Consider the following 16,105-nt stretch of genomic DNA (forward strand, 5'->3'; position numbering starts at 1 on the left):
AGAAAAAGGGCGCCCGGGCGCCCTTTTCCGTTTCGGTTCCGCGACTTGCCGCTTACTGCGGCAACTTGTCGTCGATGCCCTTGACGTAGAAATTCATGCCGAGCAGCGTGCCGTCGTCGGCGACCTCGCCGTCCTTCAGCCAGGGCGAGCCATCCTGCTTGGACACCGGTCCAGTGAAGGGATTCCAGCCGCCAGCGATCTTCTTCTCGGTTGCCTCCGCCATCGCCTTCACGTCGTCGGGCATGTTGGTGAAGGGAGCGAGCTTGACCGCGCCGTCCTTGATGCCCAGCCACACATTGTCAGGCTTCCAGGTGCCGTCGAGCGCCGCCTGCACGCGGCTGATGTAATACGGGCCCCATTCGTCGGTCAGCGAGGTCAGCTGCGCGTTCGGCGCGAACTTGATCATGTCGGACGACTGGCCGAAACCATGCAGCTTGCGCTCCTCGGCGACCTGCAGCGCGGCGGTCGAATCGGTGTGCTGGACGATGATGTCGGCGCCCTGGTCGAACAGCGCCTTGGCGGCGTCGGCTTCCTTGCCCGGATCGAACCAGGAGTTCACCCACACGATCTTCACCTTGAAGTCGGGATTGACCGATTGGGCGCCGAGGATGAAGGAGTTGATGCCCATCACCACTTCCGGGATCGGGAAGGAAACGATGTAGCCGGCGAGGCCCTTCTTCGATTCCTTGGCCGCGATCTGGCCGAGCACATAGCGGCCTTCATAGAAGCGCGCATTGTAGATGCCGAGATTGTCGCCGGTCTTGAAGCCGGTGGCATGCTCGAACATCACCTTGGGAAACTTCTTGGCGACCTTCACCTCGGCATCCATGAAGCCGAAGGAAGTGCCGAAGATGATCTTGCAATTCTCGCGCGCCAGGCGCTCGAAAGCGCGGTCGGCGTCCGGGCCCTCCGAGACGTTTTCGAGATAGGCGGTCTCGACCTTGTCGCCGAGCGCCTTCTCGACTTCGAGCCGGCCCTGGTCGTGCTGGTAGGAGTAGCCGAAGTCGCCGATCGGACCCGTGTAGACCCAGCAGGCCTTGAGCTTGTCGGCGGCCTCGGCGGTTGCCGCCAGGGACAGGGCCGCGGCCGTGGTCATCAACGCAATAAGCAGTTTTTTCATTGTGTTACCTCTCTGAGTTAAGCCTTGGAGCTTCCCGTCTTTTTGTTGTTGTCAACGATCCGGAACAAATGGCTGCCCCAACGAAGCCGGCGTGTTCATCATCGTCAGCCGCTTGTTGCGCGAGATTAGAACGAGAACCACGACGGTTGCCAGATAGGGCAGCGAAGAAAGAAACTGTGAAGGCACCGGAATGCCAAAAGCCTGTGCATGAAGCTGGCCGATCCACACCGCGCCGAAGATGTAAGCGCCGGCCAGCACCCGCCACGGGCGCCAGGAAGCGAACACCACCAGCGCCAGCGCGATCCAGCCACGGCCCGCGCTCATGTTCTCCACCCATTGCGGCGTGTAGACCAGCGACAGGTGCCCGCCGGCAAGGCCGGCGCAGGCGCCGCCGAAGATCACGGCGAGATAGCGGTAGCGGATGACCTTGATGCCGAGCGCGTGCGCCGACGTATGGCTGTCGCCGATCGAGCGCAGCGTAAGCCCTGTGCGCGTCTTGAACAGGAACCACATCACCGCCGCGGTCAGCGCGATCGAGATGTAGAAGACCGGATCCTGGCCGAAGATCAGCCTGCCGACGACCGGGATCGAGCTGATCCCCGGGATGTCGAGATTTGGCAATCTCACGCCCGGCTGGCCGACAAAGCTGGTGCCGATCATGCCGGAAAGGCCGAGACCGAGCAGCGTCAGCGACAGGCCGGTCGCCACCTGGTTGGTCGCGAGCGACAGCGTCATGACGGCGAACAGCAGCGAGAACAGCGCGCCGACGATGATAGCGGCAAGCAGGCCGATCCACGGCGACCCGGTGAGGTAGCCGGCACCGAAGCCGCCGACGGCGCCCATGATCATCATGCCCTCGACGCCGAGATTGAGCACACCTGAGCGCTCGACCACCAGCTCGCCGATCGCCGCGATCAAAAGCGGCGTCGCCGCGGTCGCAATGGTCAAAAGGATGTTGACGGCGATGTCCATCAGCGGGCCTCCTCGAGCTTGGGCGCCGCTTCGAGCTGCGCCGCGCCGTTCGGCTTCGTCAGCGCCATGCCGATCAGGCGAATGCGGTAATGGATGAGCGTGTCGCAGCCGAGCACGAAGAACAAAAGCATGCCCTGGAACACGCGCGCCACCTTGTCGGAAATGCCGAGGGCGCTCTGAACCGCCTCGCCGCCCAGATAGGTCAGCGCCAGCACCAGGCCCGCGGCCACGATACCCAGCGGATTGAGCCGGCCGAGGAAGGCGACGATGATGGCGGTGAAGCCGTAGCCGGGCGATATCACCGGCTGCAACTGGCCGATGGCGCCGGAGACTTCCGAGATGCCTGCAAGGCCGGCCAGCGCGCCGGACAGAAGGAAGGTGAAGAACACCATCCGGTTGAAGCCGAAGCCGGCGAAGCGCCCTGCCCTTGGGCTGGAGCCCAGCACGCGCACCTCGAAACCCTTGAGCATGCGGCTCATCATCAGCCAGACCAGCACGGCGGCCACCAGGGCGAAGACGAAGCCCCAATTGGCGCGGCCGGCATCCGGCATCAGCTCGGGAAGCACAGCGGAATCGCCGAACTGGATCGTTTGCGGGAAGCCATGGCCTTGCGGATCGCGCCATGGACCGCGCACCAGCCAGTCGAGGAAGAGCTGCGCGACATAGACAAGCATCAGGCTGGTCAGGATCTCGTTGGTGCTGAAGCGGGTCTTCAACAACGCCGGGATGGAAGCGTAGAACGCGCCGCCGACCATGCCGAGCAGAAGCATCAGCGGGATCACCAGCGGGCCTTCGAATTGCGGGAACAGCACCGGGATGATCGAGCCGAAGATCGCGCCGAAAATGAACTGGCCTTCGGCGCCGATGTTCCAGATGTTGGCCTTGTAGCAGACCGACAAGCCGACCGCGATCAGGATGAGCGGTGCTGCCTTGATCGCCAGTTCGTGCAGCTGCCAGACCTGGCTGATCGGCTCGACGAAATAGATCTCGAAGGCATTGAGCGGATTGACGCCGAGCAAGGCGAACATGATGGCGCCGGCGATGATCGTCAGCGCGAAGGCGATGAAGGGCGACAGCATCGAGAACAGCGCCGAGCGCTGCGGGCGTTTGACGAGTTCGATGCGCATCATGCCACCTCCAGGCTGTGTTCGGCGTGGCCGGGCTCGGCGCCGCCCATCAACAGGCCGATCTTCTCGAACGTCGCCTCGGCGATCGGCAGCGGCACCGACAGTTCTCCGTTGTGCATGACGGCGATCGCATCCGACAGTTCGAACAACTCGTCGAGGTCCTGGCTGATGACGAGGACCGCCGATCCGCTGCGGGCAAGCTCGATCAGCGCTTGGCGGATGTGCGCCGCCGCACCCGCGTCGACGCCCCAGGTCGGCTGGTTGACGACCATCACGCTCGGCTTGCGGTCGAGCTCGCGGCCGACGATGAATTTCTGCAGATTGCCGCCCGACAGCGCAGCCGCCTCCGGATCAGGCGCGCTCTTGCGCACGTCCATGGCCGTGATGATGCGCTGCGCGGCGCTGTACACCGCGCCGTTCTTGACCATGCCGCCTGAGCCGACGAAAGCCTTGCCGTCGGTGGCGTGACGCGAGAGCAGCAGGTTCTCCGAAAGCTTCATGCGCGGTGCCGCGCCATGGCCGAGGCGCTCTTCCGGCACGAAGGCGGCGCCCATCAGGCGGCGGCCGGTGATCGATAGGCCTCCGGCGTCCTTGCCGCGAATGCGGACCGAGCCGGCATCCTGCTGCAGCACTTCGCCGGAGACGGATTCGAAGAACTCGCCCTGGCCGTTGCCGGCCACGCCCGCGATGCCGATCACTTCGCCGGCGCGCACGGTGAGGTTGATGTTCTTGAGCGGAATGGCGAAAGGGGTCGCCGGCCTGCGGGTAAGTCCGCGGATTTCCAGCAGCGCCGGCGCCGTCTCGATGCCTTCAGCCGGCGCGCGCACCACGGCCTTCACCTCGCTGCCGACCATCATGCGGGCGAGCGACGCGGCGGTCTCCTGGCGCGGATTGCAATGGCCGACGACCTTGCCGTGGCGCAGCACCGTGGCGCGGTCGCAGATGCGTTTGACCTCTTCCAGCCGGTGCGAGATGTAGAGGATCGACTTGCCTTCCGAGCGCAGGCGCTCCAGCGTTTCGAACAGCTTGTCGGCTTCCTGCGGCGTCAGCACCGAGGTCGGCTCGTCGAGGATGATGAGCTGCGGCGTCTGCAACAGGCAGCGGATGATCTCGATGCGCTGGCGTTCGCCGACCGAAAGATCGCCGACCAGCGAATCCGGATCGAGCGGCAGGCCGTAGCTGTAAGACAGCGCCCTCGCCTTCGCCGCGATGCTGCCGATCGGCGAACCGTCATTGAGCGAAAGCGCGATGTTCTCGGCCGCAGTAAGCGCTTCGAACAGCGAGAAATGCTGGAACACCATGCCGATGCCGAGCTTCTTGGCCACGCCCGGACTGGTGATCTTGACCAGCTTGCCGTCCCAGAAGATCTCGCCCGAGTTCGGCTCGAGCGATCCGAAGAGCATCTTGACCAGCGTCGACTTGCCGGCGCCGTTCTCGCCGAGCAACGCGTGGATCTCGCCTTTTGCGATATTGAGATCGATGTGATCGCACGCCGTCAGCGTGCCGAAAATCTTGGTTAGACCACGAACCTCAAGCAGGTTCGCCCTGTCATGATTTGCACTCACAGTGCCTCCCATCTGGTTTCCCAGATATGTTCTGTGTTCCCGAAAGCATGGTATGCGCGGCCGGCTCCAGTCGGAAAGCAGCACCCGACTTGAAAGAGCTTCAAGAATTTCAGCGGAAACTCAAGGGCTAAGATAGACCCGTAGAGAACGACAGCAAATCAACAACGCTTTTCGGGCAAGGCCCTGCCTTCGGGGACGGCAAGTCGCCGAAAAACAGGGCAGCCGGCTACAGCATGGCGCCGAAAAGTGTGAAGCAGTGAAACGCTCTAGGGAATGAGGACAGTCGTTCCCGTTGTCTTGCGCGCCTCGAGATCCGCTTGCGCCTTTGCCGCGTCCTTCAGCGCATAGCGCTGGTTGATCTTGATCTCGACGGCGCCGCTCTCGACCACGTCGAAAAGCGCTTCGGCAGACTTCACCAGATCCTCGCGCTTGGCGTTGTAGACGAACAGTGTCGGCCGGGTCGCATAGATCGAGCCCTTCTGCGCCAGCAGCGACATCGAGAAAGGCGGGATCGGCCCGGACGACTGGCCGAAGCTGACGAACATGCCGAGCGGCCGCAGGCAATCAAGCGATGCCGGAAAGGTGTCGGCGCCGACGGAATCGTAGACGACGTCGCATTTCTTCCCGTCCGTAAGCGCCGCGACGCCGGCGACGAAATCCTGATCCTTGTAGTTGATGACGTGGTCGAAGCCATGCGCCCGGGCGAGTTCGATCTTGTCGGCGGAGCTCGCGGTGCCGATCACCGTCGCGCCGAGATGCTTTGCCCATTGGCCGAGGATCAGGCCGACGCCGCCGGCGGCGGCGTGATAGAGGATCGTGTCGCCGGCCTTGACGGGAAAGGTGCGGCGCAAGAGGTATTCGGCCGTCATGCCCTTCAGCATCATGGCCGCCGCCTGTTCGTCGCTGATGCCGTCCGGCACCTTGACCACACGGTCGGCGGCGATCACCCGTTTCTCGCAATAGGCCCCGACATTGACCGCATAGGCAATGCGGTCGCCGGGCTTCAGCCAGTCGACGCCGGTACCGAGTGCCAGCACGACCCCTGCCGCCTCGCCGCCCGGGATCAGCGGAAAGCCGCCGGGTGGCGGGTAAAGCCCGGAGCGGTGGTAGACGTCGATGAAGTTGAGGCCGATCGCCGTGTGCCGGATCAGGATCTGGCCTTCTCCCGGCTGGCCCGGATCGGCATTTTCATAGGCCAGGACTTCGGGACCGCCATTGGCGTGGATGCGGATTGCCTTGGACATCGCTCAAACTCTCTGAAGGATATGGGATATGGACAGGATCTGGAGCATGACCGCGCGCCTGGCGTCGGGGAAGACCATGCTCCAACAAAAGTTCAGGATGACCATTCAACAAATGTCATCCAGATCCAGGATCAGGACTTCTTGGTGCCCAGATTGGGAAACATCTGCATGACGCCTCCGATGCAGGCGAGATAGAGGCCGGTGATCGTGATGCCGATCTTGGTGAAACTGTTGACCTGCTCTCCCAGCACGCCGATCTTGTCGTAGAAGGCGGCAAGTGCTGCCTGCGCCAGCGCCAGCGCGCCGAAGGCGCACCACAAAAGCGTCATGCCGAGATTGACCGGCCTCAGCCGCACGACGCGCACCGGATGGATGAAATTGATCGGCAGGAAGGTCAAAATGCCTGCGACCACCACAACGGCAAAAGACACCCATTGGCCCGGCTCTATGACGAAGAGCGTGAATACCACCATGTTCCAGACGACCGGGAACCCCTTGAAGAAGTTCTCCTTCGTCTTCATGCCGGTGTCGGCATAGTAGATCGCGCTGGAGACGACGATGATGGCCGCGGACAGGAAAGACAGGTTCTCGCCCATGAAGCCACGCTGATAGAGCGCGAAGGCCGGTATGAGCACGTAAGTGACATAGTCGATGATGTTGTCGAGGAGCTCGCCCGACCACGTCGGCAGGATCTCCTTGACCTCGAGCTTCCTGGCGATCGGGCCGTCGATGCCGTCGACGAAAAGCGCCAGCCCCAGCCACCAGAACATCGCCGTCCAGCGTTCCTCGCTCGCCGCCACCAGCGACAGGAAGGCAAGGAACGATCCTGACGCAGTGAGCAGATGAACGGAGAACGCGCGCGCCTGCGGCCACGTCACCTTCTTCTTCGGCAGCGGAAGCCGCTCTGCGATCTTCTTGGCTGCCTTCCTGGCCGCTGTGTTCTTGCTCACGGTCCCCGCCAGTCCAGCTTGCAGATTTCGGCCGAGCGGCCGGCGAAATTCCAGTTGCGGCCGAAGGCCCGCATCTTGCTCTTGTCGGACTTCGCCACGATGATTTCCGGCGCGATCCAATATTCCGAATTGGTGATCATCGTATCCTTCTCGCGATCCTTGCCGGCAATTGGCGTCACCGCACCGTCTATGATCTTCGGTATCTGGAAGACGCGCGTCTTGTCGCGCGTCTCGTAGGTGATCGGCACCTGCTCGACGCCGAGGAATTTCCCGACCAGGATCGACAGCAGCGATGTCGTGCCGCCGGCCTTGCCGGTGAAGATCTTCGTCAGCGCCTTCACCGCATAGACCGAGGCGCGCTTGTCGATGAACAGTCCGGCCGTCCAGTTGCCGCGGCTCATATAGCCGGGGATTTCCATGATCAGGCCAAGATTGAGGCCCGACAGGTCGACGTCGCCGAAATGGCCCGCGTCGATGCGGAAGCCGGCCCAGGTCTGGCAGTAACCCTCGGTCGGCGGATGGCTGCCGAGCGACAGCACGCAGGGACAGAAAACCGTGCAATTGCAGGAGAGTACCAACTCCCCTTTCATTGCCCAGCTTTGGTCGCTCATCGAATTCTCCCCCTCACGCCGAAACTAATAGCAGGGCAGCCGCCCACACAAGCAGTATCGCACCGGCAACCCGGCTGACCACCCTGCCGGTGGTCTGTTTTTCGATCAGGGTGAACAGGCCGATCAACGCCATCCAGAAGACGTTCATCGCGCCGACGGCGAACATCAGCAGCATCAGCGCCCAGCAGCAACCGAGGCACCAGGCGCCCTGCTCCAGCCCCAAACGGAAGATGCGGGCTGGTTTGGCGCTCCAGTTGGCGAACAGGATCGAGAACGGGTTGCGGCACTTTTCCAGGCATGCCTGTTTCAGGCCGCTGAACTGATAGAGGCCGGCGACGAGCAGCGCGGCGCCGCCGGCAATGCCGATGGCGGGATCGAGCATCCGGCCGGAACCGGCAAAGGCGTAGATCGCAAGCGTCAACAGCGTGAAGCCCACGGATGCGCCAAGCCATGTGGTAAGGTATCCGGCGACAAGCACCAGCGGATGAACGGCGGGTTCGCCCTTGATTCTCGCCGTGTCGGCGATTTCGCAATAGGTGCGGATCAAGGGCGCCGCCGAAGGCAGCATCGTCGCCACGGCCATCAGGAACCACATCAGCACCAGCGCCGACGCCTGCAGGCCGGCCGGGCCGGCAAGCGGCGCGGGCGCGAGGCAAAGAGCGAAGAACCGGTCCAGAATACTCGGCAACGGCAGGCTCGGCAGATTCTTCAGCAGCATGTCGCCGGGGACGCCGGCCGGGCTGCTTTCAGCGCCGCGTATCGCCATCGCGCCGAGCAGGAGCCAGGCAAGAGCGACGCCCATACCGATCGTCAGCATGACAGCGCGGCGCGGGCTGCGCGCCACGCCCGCCGTCGCGCGGCCCGCCCGGTCGAGATGGCTGAAATCGTGCTGCTCACCACTCATGACAATCGAATGGGCTGAATCGCCGCGTTGATCAAGCCGGCTGATCTGCCCTATATCCGCATAAAGGCCCGACGGGTCGCCTCGCATTGTGGAAGCCTGGCGTGGAGCACAACGACAAAGCCCGCATCCTGGTTGCCGGCAGCGGTCCGGCCGGCTTGATCGCGGCGCTCAGCTTTGCCGAGGCCGGTTTTGACCTGACGCTGGTCGGCCCCGAGGCCAACACCACCGACGGCCGCACCACCGCCCTGATGAATCCAGCGCTGAAGGTTCTCGACCGGCTGGGCATCCTTGCCGAACTGAAGCCGCAGGCCGCGCCGCTCAAGGTGATGCGCATCGTCGACGCAACCCGCCGGTTGATCCGAAGCCCGACCGTGACCTTTCGCGCCAGCGAGATCGGCGAGGAACAGTTCGGACTCAATTTGCCGAACAAGGTTCTGATCCCCATCCTCGCCAAGGCCGTTTCAGCCCATCGCGGCGTCGAATGGCTGAAATCCATTGTCGAGTCATGGCGCCTGGACGCCGATCAGGCCCGCGCCCGGCTGGCCGACGGCAGCGAAATCTCCGCGTCCCTGGCGGTCGCCGCCGACGGTCGCCTGTCCCCGGCGCGGGAAGCCGCCGGCATTCGCGCTTCTGCGCGGCCCTATCCGCAATCGGCGCTCGTGCTCAATTTCAGCCACCGCAGCGAGCACGGCTTCGTTTCGACCGAGTTCCACACCGAAACAGGGCCGTTCACGCAGGTCCCGCTGCCCGGCAGGCGCTCGAGCCTTGTTTGGGTGGTGAAGCCGGAGATGGCGCAGGAACTTGCCGCGCTCGACGATACAACCTTGTCGGGGCGTGTCGAGGAACAGATGCAATCGATGCTTGGCCGGGTCTCGGTCGAGCCGGGCCGCCAAGTCTATCCTTTGTCGGCGGCCTCGTCCGGTCGCTTCGCGCAAAACCGCGTGGCGCTGGTCGGCGAGGCAGCGCATGTGTTTCCACCGATCGGCGCCCAAGGCCTCAACCTCGGCATCAGGGATATCGACGATCTGGTTGGAATCGCGAGTGAAAACAGCAGCGATCCCGGATCACGCCGAAGCCTAGCCTCCTATGACACGAGGCGCCGGCCCGACATATGGGCGCGCAGCGGCGCGGTGAACCTGCTCAACATGTCGCTCTTGTCCGACATGCTGCCGGCGCAGCTGGCGCGCAGCGCCGGCCTCAACGCGCTGCGCGGCTTCGCCCCCCTGCGCGCCTTCTTCATGCGCGAGGGACTGCGACCCGGCAGCGGTTTTCGCGCGATTGCGGGCGGCTTAAGGAAGGAGGTCGGCCGGTAGGATTCCGTGCCGGATCGCGTAGAGCAGCCCGGTCACCGTCACCACCGAAAGGCATGTCGTGATCAGCACGCTGGCCGAAGCCCGCTGCACCCACACGTCGTATTGCTGCGCGATCACGAAGACGTTGGTCGCCGTCGGCAGAGCCGCCAGCAGCATGGCGGAAAAGACCCAGGTCGGCGAGAAATTGCCGATCCAGCTCAGCACGACATAGCAAAGCAGCGGGTGGACGACCAGCTTCAGCCCGGCGATCAATGCAAGCTCGTGCGGCACGCGGTTGAGCGGCCTGAGCGCCAGCGTCACCCCCATCGCAAACAAGGCGCAAGGCGCGGCCGCGCGGGCAAGATAGTCGAGGAAGCGATCGACAGGCAGCGGCGGCCGGAATTCCACATAGGCGGCGGCGACGCCAAGGGCCGTCGCGATGATGAAGGGATGCAGCGCGATCTTCTTCACGACGCCGAACGCCAGTTGGAGCGGCGGCGCTTTCTCCTTGCCCGACAACGCCATCATCATCGGCGCGACGGTGAAATGCACGATGTTCTCGAAGCAGAAGATCAGCGCCACCGGCACCGCCGCCTGCTCGCCGAATGCGAGCAAAGCAAGGCCCGGTCCCATATAGCCGATGTTGCCGTAAGCGGCTGCAAGGGCGGTGATCGTCGCCGGCGCGATCCCGCCACGGGAAACGAAGACCGACCAGGCGAACATCAGCGTGAAGATCGCGTAGGTGGCGATCAGCGAGCCGAGGATGAAGCTCCACTCCGTCAACTGCTCGAACGGCGTCTTGGCGAGCAACTGAAAGAACAAAGCCGGCAGCGCGACATAGACGATGAAAATGTTCATCCAGCCGAGCGCCTCCAGCGGCTGCCTGGTGATGCGCGCCACCAGGAAACCGACAAAGATCATGCCGAAGAATGGAAGAACGAGACCGATGATGTCAGACATTTTCGCTCGGGCGGGAAAACTCCCGTGCGGGGCTAACCCGTTGCTTCGGCTAAGGTCAAGGAGTTCGGCTATTGAATTGCCGCAGCGTCTGCGCCAAATAGGCACCAAGCCGAAAGTCGGGGTCGATTTTTGGCCGGGTGACGTGTAAATTCAAGGTCTTAGGCGCCTTGCGCGCAGCCACGACAGGCGCCTCGGAACCTAAGTGGTGAACGTGATGAAAACGGCCAAATTCTCGATCGGACAAGTGGTTCGCCATAGGCTGTTTCCGTTCCGCGGCGTGATCTTCGACGTCGATCCCGAATTCGCCAACACCGAGGAATGGTACGAGGCCATTCCCGCCGATGCGCGTCCGCGCAAGGACCAGCCTTTCTACCATCTTCTGGCGGAAAATTCGGAGACCGAATACATCGCCTATGTGTCCGAGCAGAACCTGCTCGAGGACCGGTCGGGCGAGCCGGTGCGGCATCCGCAGATCGGCGAGATGTTCGACAAGCTGCCGGACGGCCGCTACGAGCCAAAGCACCAGTCGAGGCACTGAAGCCAACGAATGTTGCTCAACGCGCGCCGCGCGGCGACAACAAAAAAGCGGGGCATTTGCCCCGCTTTTTTGTTTTCCGAGAAACACGCTTCCGCGATCAGTTCGCGGTCTTGGCCTTGTCCTGCTCGTCCTTGAGCTTCTTGGCGAAGTCCTGATTGTTCTTGGCGACGAAGTCCTGCAGCTTCTTCTGCCGGTCCTCGATGTCCGACTGCTGCAGCGGCGGGCCGTCATAGGCGCCACTGAAGCCGGTGAGCGCGATCTTGATCGGGTTCGGCTGGTTCTGGAAGTTGATCGACGTGAGCGTGATCCCCTGCCCCTTCTTGAAGGAAGCGACGAGCTGGTCGCTCAGCGGCACTTCCGCGACGCAGCGATCCGGGAAGCAGATCACATAGTCGAGCTTCTGCGCCTTGCCGGCATCGATCTGGAGCGCAATGCCCGGAGGGACGAGGCGGCCGGTCGGAACCGTAACCTGGAAGACCTTGCGGTTCACCTTGCCCTTGAGCTCGATCAGGCTGACGCCGGTCACGAGCTGGCCGTTGCCGGCGGTGACGATGTTTTGCACATTGCAGATGTCGACGTCTTCCTGCTTGGTGCAGGCCTTGAACCAGCCCTGCGGGATTTGCGGCTGTTGTTGAGCCGAGGCGGTGAAAAGCCCGGCGCCCAGAACGCCGACCACGCCTGCGGCCAGCACCGAAAGGCGGTACGCGTTGATCGTCATATGGTGCACTTTCCTCTCAAATGATCCCGGGGACCGGCTTCTTCGTGCCGTGTGGTCCAGCTACCTGTTGCCCAAATGAGGCAACAGGATGACTTCGGAGCGCGTGTTACACTGCCAGCGGCGTCGAATCCAGCCCGGTTTCCGCGATTTCTTCGCGGTTTCCTCTCTCATTGGCGAGCGTCGATCGGCGCTAGAGCGGCTGAACCTGATTCCCAATCGGGCGCCGATTCAATCGGGTAAGGAAATGCTCTAGGGTGCATGGCGAATCACAAAACCGCCCGGCAAGGAGACGGTCATGGACCGCGTTCTCGTTCGGCTGATCGCCGCGACCTCGTTTCTGGCTCTTTCGCTCCTTCCGGCACAGTCGGAGCCGAAGCACGGCATTGCCATGCAAGGCGAGCCGGCGCTGCCGCCCGACTACCAGCATTTCGACTACGTCAATCCGGACGCGCCGAAAGGCGGAAGCGTCACCTATTGCGTCGTCGGCTCCTTCGACAACCTCAACCCCTTCATCCTGAAAAGCCTGCGCACGACGGCGCGCGGCATGATCGATACCGTTTACGGCAATCTCGTTTTCGAGCCGCTGATGCAGCGCAACTATGACGAGCCCTTCAGTCTTTACGGGCTGCTTGCCGACAGCGCCGACATGGATCCGGAGCGCAAGTCGATCGAGTTCCATCTCAACCCCAACGCAAAATGGTCGGACGGGCAGCCGGTGACTCCGGAGGACGTGCTGTTCACCTATGACGTCTTCACCGACAAGGGCCGCCCGCCCTACAGCGACCGCATGAGCATGATCGCCAAGCTGGAAAAGACCGGCGACCACAGCGTGAAATTCACCTTCAACGACAAGGCCAACCGCGAATTCCCGATGATCGTCGCGCTGACACCGATCGTCCCTAAGCACGCCTTCGACAAGGACACGTTCGACAGAACGACGCTGAAGCCATTGATCGGCAGCGGGCCCTACACCGTCGACAAGGTGCTGCCGGGGCAGCGCATCGTCTTCAAGCGCAACCCGGACTATTGGGGCAAGGACATTCCGTCGAAACGCGGCTTCGACAATTTCGACCGGATCACCATCGAGTATTTTCTCAACGCCAACGCCAAGACGGAAGCGTTCAAGAAAGGAATCTGCGCCCTCGATGACGAGACCGATCCGGTCAAGCGTGAGCGCGACATCGACTTTCCGGCCTTCCGAAAGGGCGATGTGAAGGAAGAATATTTCAACACCGGCATTCCCCCGGTGGTGACCGGCTTCCTGTTCAACACCCGGCTACCGAAGTTCGAGAATCCCGTTGTCCGCCGCGCGCTCGGCATGCTCTACGACTTCGAATGGACGAACAAGAACCTGTTCGGCGGCAAGTTCAACCGCACCATGAGCTACTGGCAGAATTCCGAGCTTTCGGCGCTCGGCCACCCGGCCGACGATCGTGAAAAGGCGCTGCTTGCACCCTATCCCGGCCGCGTGCCGCCAGATGTGATGGACGGCACCTGGCGCCCGCCGGTGACGGACGGTTCGGGCCAGGACCGCAAGGTGCTCAAAGCGGCCTTCGAGTTGCTGAAAGGTGCAGGCTTCCATGTGCAGGATGGCAAGATGCTCGACGCGCAAGGAAACCCGTTCGGCTTCGAGATCCTGACCTCATCCCAGGACGAAGAGCGGCTGGCGGCCGTCTACCAGCGCACGCTGGAGAAGATCGGTATCGACGTCGGCATCCGCACCCTCGACGGCGACCAGATCCAGTCGCGCAAGCAGCGTTTCGACTTCGAGGTTCTGATCGGGGCGAGCGGCTTCAGCAATTCGCTGTCGCCCGGCAGCGAGCAGCTCGGCCGTTGGGGATCGATCGCCGCGAAGACAGAAGGATCGTTCAATCTCGCCGGCGTCGCCGATCCGGCGATCGACGCCGCGATCGACGCCATGCTGAACGGCCGCACCAAGGAAGACTATGTCGCGGCGGTGCGCGTGCTCGACCGGCTGCTGATCTCGGGCAACTACCTAGTGCCGATGCAATACAACACGCAGCAATGGCTCGCTTACTGGAGTTATCTGGAACATCCGCAAAAGACCCCCATATTCGGCTATCAGCTGCCGACCTGGTGGCGAAAGCCCAACTGAGGCAAGCCCAGCCATAATCGGGACCAAAAAGGAAACGAGCATGAGCGCCGAGAACTCCATCACCGTCGATGTCGTGTCCGATGTTGTCTGCCCCTGGTGCTTCATCGGCCAGAAGCGGCTGGACAAGGCCATTGCTGCTGCAAGCGATGTCGACGTGCATGTCAGCTGGCGACCGTTCCAGCTCGATCCGACCATCCCGTCGGCGGGCATGGATCGCCGTCAATACATGCTCGGCAAGTTTGGCAGCGAGGAACGCATCCAACAGATCCACGCGCGCATCGAGCCGCTCGGCGAGGCCGAGGGCATCCATTTTGCATTTGGCGCCATCAAGGTCGCGGCCAATACGCTCGACGCTCATCGCGTCATCCGCTGGGCGGGCGCCGCGGGTGAAGATGTGCAGAACCGGCTGGTGCGCCGCCTCTTCCAGCTGAATTTCGAGGAAGGCGTGAACATCGGCGACCACGCGGTGCTGATAAAGGCCGCCGGCGAGGCCGGCATGGATGCGTCTGTGGTCGAAACGCTGCTGCCGACCGATGCCGATGTCGAGGCAGTCCGCAACGAGATCGCCACAGCTTCGCGCATGGGCATCACCGGCGTTCCCTGCTTCCTGCTCGAAGGCAAATATGCGGTGATGGGCGCGCAGGATGCCGACACGCTTGCCGACGCGATACGCCAGGTGGCCCAGGCCAAGGCGCGCGGCGAGCTCGAAACCGCGAACTGAATGCTCCTTCCGCGCAATCGGGGCGGAAGGCTGCCGCGAAGCCGCCCAACCTGACGCCGCGCGCTTTTCCTGGAATCGTGCTCCTACTTCGCGGTCGCTTTGACCTTGCTCAGGAAGAAGCCATGGCCATTGCTGCCCGTGCAGCTTAAGCCCTTCGTCGACGACTGACAGGAAAACGGCCCCTGCTCCTGCTGTTGCCGTAGCCAAGCTTGGTCACGTCGCTGCAACAGCCCTGCTCGCCGGGATTCTTGATCAGCGTCGCCGGCCCTTTCGGCCCCAGGATTACGGTGACGTAGCTGGGCTCGACGCGTGAGCAGGAAAGCTCCGGCCCGCCATTCTGCGGCTGGTAGGTGCTGGTGCCGCCCTTCGGCGTATAAATGCAGCCGATGTTGCCGGACGGCGTGTTGTCAAAATCATGCCCGTCTGGCCGAACACGATCTGGTGAATCGCCTCGGACACGGCGCTGGGCTAGGATTGAGAGGGGGTTTGGCTGATTTGAGGGCGACATAAATGGCAGTCAGGCGTGGCGCATTGTTGCTGCTCTCTTTGCCTTTTGCCCTGGGGCTCCCATTGTCGTTGCAGCGCGTATCGGCCGAGGAAGCCGTTATGTCGGCGACCTTCGAAGGCAAACCCTGGACGGCGTCCTTTACCCTGGCCCAGACGATGCAGATGGGCGGCAAGCCGGTTTTGAACCTGTCGGGAACAGAACAGGGCTCGCCGACCATGACCTTCAATTCGATGCTGGTTTTGAAGGATCCGAACGACTTTGCCGGCACCTATCCGCTCAAGACCGGGTCGTCCGCGAACAGCGCCAGCTTCAACATTCTCGATTCCGGCGCCATGGTCGGCCATGTACGCTTCGCCAGCGGCGAGATCGTCGTCGACAAATACGATCCTACCGCAAAGACCGTTTCCGGTCATTTCAGCGCGTTGGGAAAAGACGAATCGGGCAAGCCCGAAGATCTCATTGACGGTAGATTTTCGGGCATTCCGGTCACCGCCCAGTAGCCATCCAGGCCCGCGAATACCTCTTTTCCATTCACAAACCCGTGTTTTCCGCTTCCCCAGGGGAAGGTTGCCGCCGGCTGGCGCAATCGTCTTTAACGCGCTGGAATAAAAGACGAAATCGGCGCGATTAGCGACCGCCCGGCGCGGCCTTTCTGTTGCCCTCGGGCCACGGCGGGTAACCCTGTTCACATTCGCCGGGAGAAAATTAATGGAAAATGATCAATTGGTGTTACCATGTGTAACAAAACTAGAAAGGTTT

At 62.6% G+C, this 16,105-nt stretch carries 15 protein-coding genes; 5 read left to right on the top strand and 10 right to left on the bottom strand.

What is annotated here, in order from left to right:
- Positions 1 to 52 precede the first annotated feature (52 nt).
- The 8 genes from FJ424_RS25520 to FJ424_RS25555 all read right to left on the bottom strand — a co-directional run bounded on the left by FJ424_RS25520 (position 53) and on the right by FJ424_RS25555 (position 8,493).
- Complete coding sequence (locus FJ424_RS25520) at positions 53 to 1,120, bottom strand: BMP family ABC transporter substrate-binding protein (RefSeq protein ID WP_140657795.1); 1,068 nt, start codon at positions 1,118 to 1,120, stop codon at positions 53 to 55.
- A 51-nt stretch (positions 1,121 to 1,171) separates the two neighbouring features.
- The gene (locus FJ424_RS25525; protein WP_140657797.1) at positions 1,172 to 2,092 is read right to left on the bottom strand and encodes an ABC transporter permease; all 921 of its coding nucleotides are present in this window, start codon (positions 2,090 to 2,092) and stop codon (positions 1,172 to 1,174) included.
- The gene (locus FJ424_RS25530) at positions 2,092 to 3,222 is read right to left on the bottom strand and encodes an ABC transporter permease (RefSeq protein WP_140657799.1); all 1,131 of its coding nucleotides are present in this window, start codon (positions 3,220 to 3,222) and stop codon (positions 2,092 to 2,094) included. Before FJ424_RS25530 ends, FJ424_RS25525 begins: the two co-directional genes overlap by 1 nt.
- Positions 3,219 to 4,796 carry an ABC transporter ATP-binding protein gene (locus tag FJ424_RS25535; RefSeq protein WP_181182135.1) on the bottom strand — a complete coding sequence of 526 codons (1,578 nt, stop codon included), beginning with the start codon at positions 4,794 to 4,796 and terminating at the stop codon, positions 3,219 to 3,221. Before FJ424_RS25535 ends, FJ424_RS25530 begins: the two co-directional genes overlap by 4 nt.
- Before the next feature lie 254 nt (positions 4,797 to 5,050).
- Positions 5,051 to 6,028: a quinone oxidoreductase gene (locus FJ424_RS25540; RefSeq protein ID WP_140657803.1), complete on the bottom strand. Its 978-nt coding sequence runs from the start codon at positions 6,026 to 6,028 to the stop codon at positions 5,051 to 5,053.
- 131 nt (positions 6,029 to 6,159) lie between these two features.
- Positions 6,160 to 6,978: a phosphatidylcholine synthase gene (pcsA, locus tag FJ424_RS25545; protein ID WP_181167066.1), complete on the bottom strand. Its 819-nt coding sequence runs from the start codon at positions 6,976 to 6,978 to the stop codon at positions 6,160 to 6,162.
- The gene (locus FJ424_RS25550) at positions 6,975 to 7,589 is read right to left on the bottom strand and encodes a DUF1326 domain-containing protein (protein WP_140657805.1); all 615 of its coding nucleotides are present in this window, start codon (positions 7,587 to 7,589) and stop codon (positions 6,975 to 6,977) included. The genes pcsA and FJ424_RS25550 overlap by 4 nt, the downstream gene beginning before the upstream one ends.
- 13 nt (positions 7,590 to 7,602) lie before the next feature.
- On the bottom strand, positions 7,603 to 8,493 hold the full coding sequence (locus tag FJ424_RS25555) for a DUF2182 domain-containing protein (protein WP_140657807.1): 891 nt from the start codon (positions 8,491 to 8,493) through the stop codon (positions 7,603 to 7,605).
- Between the two features lie 101 nt (positions 8,494 to 8,594).
- On the opposite strand from FJ424_RS25555, the gene FJ424_RS25560 reads away from it, so the two are divergent.
- Complete coding sequence (locus FJ424_RS25560) at positions 8,595 to 9,806, top strand: UbiH/UbiF family hydroxylase (RefSeq protein WP_140657809.1); 1,212 nt, start codon at positions 8,595 to 8,597, stop codon at positions 9,804 to 9,806.
- On the opposite strand, the gene FJ424_RS25565 is transcribed toward FJ424_RS25560, so the two are convergent.
- On the bottom strand, positions 9,783 to 10,745 hold the full coding sequence (locus tag FJ424_RS25565; protein WP_140657811.1) for an AEC family transporter: 963 nt from the start codon (positions 10,743 to 10,745) through the stop codon (positions 9,783 to 9,785). The two genes, FJ424_RS25560 and FJ424_RS25565, sit on opposite strands and share 24 nt — an antisense overlap.
- A 214-nt stretch (positions 10,746 to 10,959) precedes the next feature.
- On the opposite strand from FJ424_RS25565, the gene hspQ reads away from it, so the two are divergent.
- Positions 10,960 to 11,283, top strand: coding sequence for a heat shock protein HspQ (hspQ, locus tag FJ424_RS25570; RefSeq protein WP_181182136.1), 324 nt, complete (start codon positions 10,960 to 10,962; stop codon positions 11,281 to 11,283).
- 97 nt (positions 11,284 to 11,380) lie between these two features.
- Here the strand turns inward: hspQ and FJ424_RS25575 are convergent, their stop codons facing one another.
- Positions 11,381 to 12,001 carry an invasion associated locus B family protein gene (locus FJ424_RS25575; RefSeq protein WP_095765425.1) on the bottom strand — a complete coding sequence of 207 codons (621 nt, stop codon included), beginning with the start codon at positions 11,999 to 12,001 and terminating at the stop codon, positions 11,381 to 11,383.
- Between the two features lie 295 nt (positions 12,002 to 12,296).
- Between FJ424_RS25575 and FJ424_RS25580 the strand changes: the two genes are divergently transcribed.
- The 3 genes from FJ424_RS25580 to FJ424_RS25595 all read left to right on the top strand — a co-directional run bounded on the left by FJ424_RS25580 (position 12,297) and on the right by FJ424_RS25595 (position 15,846).
- On the top strand, positions 12,297 to 14,117 hold the full coding sequence (locus tag FJ424_RS25580; protein ID WP_140657815.1) for an extracellular solute-binding protein: 1,821 nt from the start codon (positions 12,297 to 12,299) through the stop codon (positions 14,115 to 14,117).
- Between the two features lie 40 nt (positions 14,118 to 14,157).
- Positions 14,158 to 14,838: a DsbA family protein gene (locus FJ424_RS25585; protein WP_140657817.1), complete on the top strand. Its 681-nt coding sequence runs from the start codon at positions 14,158 to 14,160 to the stop codon at positions 14,836 to 14,838.
- Positions 14,839 to 15,444: 606 nt separating this feature from the next.
- Positions 15,445 to 15,846 carry a DUF6252 family protein gene (locus FJ424_RS25595; RefSeq protein ID WP_140657819.1) on the top strand — a complete coding sequence of 134 codons (402 nt, stop codon included), beginning with the start codon at positions 15,445 to 15,447 and terminating at the stop codon, positions 15,844 to 15,846.
- Positions 15,847 to 16,105: the final 259 nt, after the last annotated feature.

The organism is Mesorhizobium sp. B3-1-8 (assembly GCF_006439495.1).
Classification (GTDB): Bacteria; Pseudomonadota; Alphaproteobacteria; order Rhizobiales; family Rhizobiaceae; genus Mesorhizobium.

Coding starts and splice junctions, on each gene's coding strand:
- hspQ (WP_181182136.1), top strand. CDS start 10,960: ATGAAAACGGCCAAATTCTCGATCGGACAAGTGGTTCGCCATAGGCTG.
- FJ424_RS25555 (WP_140657807.1), bottom strand. CDS start 8,493: ATGAGTGGTGAGCAGCACGATTTCAGCCATCTCGACCGGGCGGGCCGC.
- FJ424_RS25525 (WP_140657797.1), bottom strand. CDS start 2,092: ATGGACATCGCCGTCAACATCCTTTTGACCATTGCGACCGCGGCGACG.
- FJ424_RS25575 (WP_095765425.1), bottom strand. CDS start 12,001: ATGACGATCAACGCGTACCGCCTTTCGGTGCTGGCCGCAGGCGTGGTC.
- FJ424_RS25585 (WP_140657817.1), top strand. CDS start 14,158: ATGAGCGCCGAGAACTCCATCACCGTCGATGTCGTGTCCGATGTTGTC.
- FJ424_RS25520 (WP_140657795.1), bottom strand. CDS start 1,120: ATGAAAAAACTGCTTATTGCGTTGATGACCACGGCCGCGGCCCTGTCC.
- FJ424_RS25580 (WP_140657815.1), top strand. CDS start 12,297: ATGGACCGCGTTCTCGTTCGGCTGATCGCCGCGACCTCGTTTCTGGCT.
- FJ424_RS25595 (WP_140657819.1), top strand. CDS start 15,445: ATGTCGGCGACCTTCGAAGGCAAACCCTGGACGGCGTCCTTTACCCTG.
- FJ424_RS25535 (WP_181182135.1), bottom strand. CDS start 4,796: ATGGGAGGCACTGTGAGTGCAAATCATGACAGGGCGAACCTGCTTGAG.
- FJ424_RS25530 (WP_140657799.1), bottom strand. CDS start 3,222: ATGATGCGCATCGAACTCGTCAAACGCCCGCAGCGCTCGGCGCTGTTC.
- FJ424_RS25540 (WP_140657803.1), bottom strand. CDS start 6,028: ATGTCCAAGGCAATCCGCATCCACGCCAATGGCGGTCCCGAAGTCCTG.
- FJ424_RS25550 (WP_140657805.1), bottom strand. CDS start 7,589: ATGAGCGACCAAAGCTGGGCAATGAAAGGGGAGTTGGTACTCTCCTGC.
- FJ424_RS25565 (WP_140657811.1), bottom strand. CDS start 10,745: ATGTCTGACATCATCGGTCTCGTTCTTCCATTCTTCGGCATGATCTTT.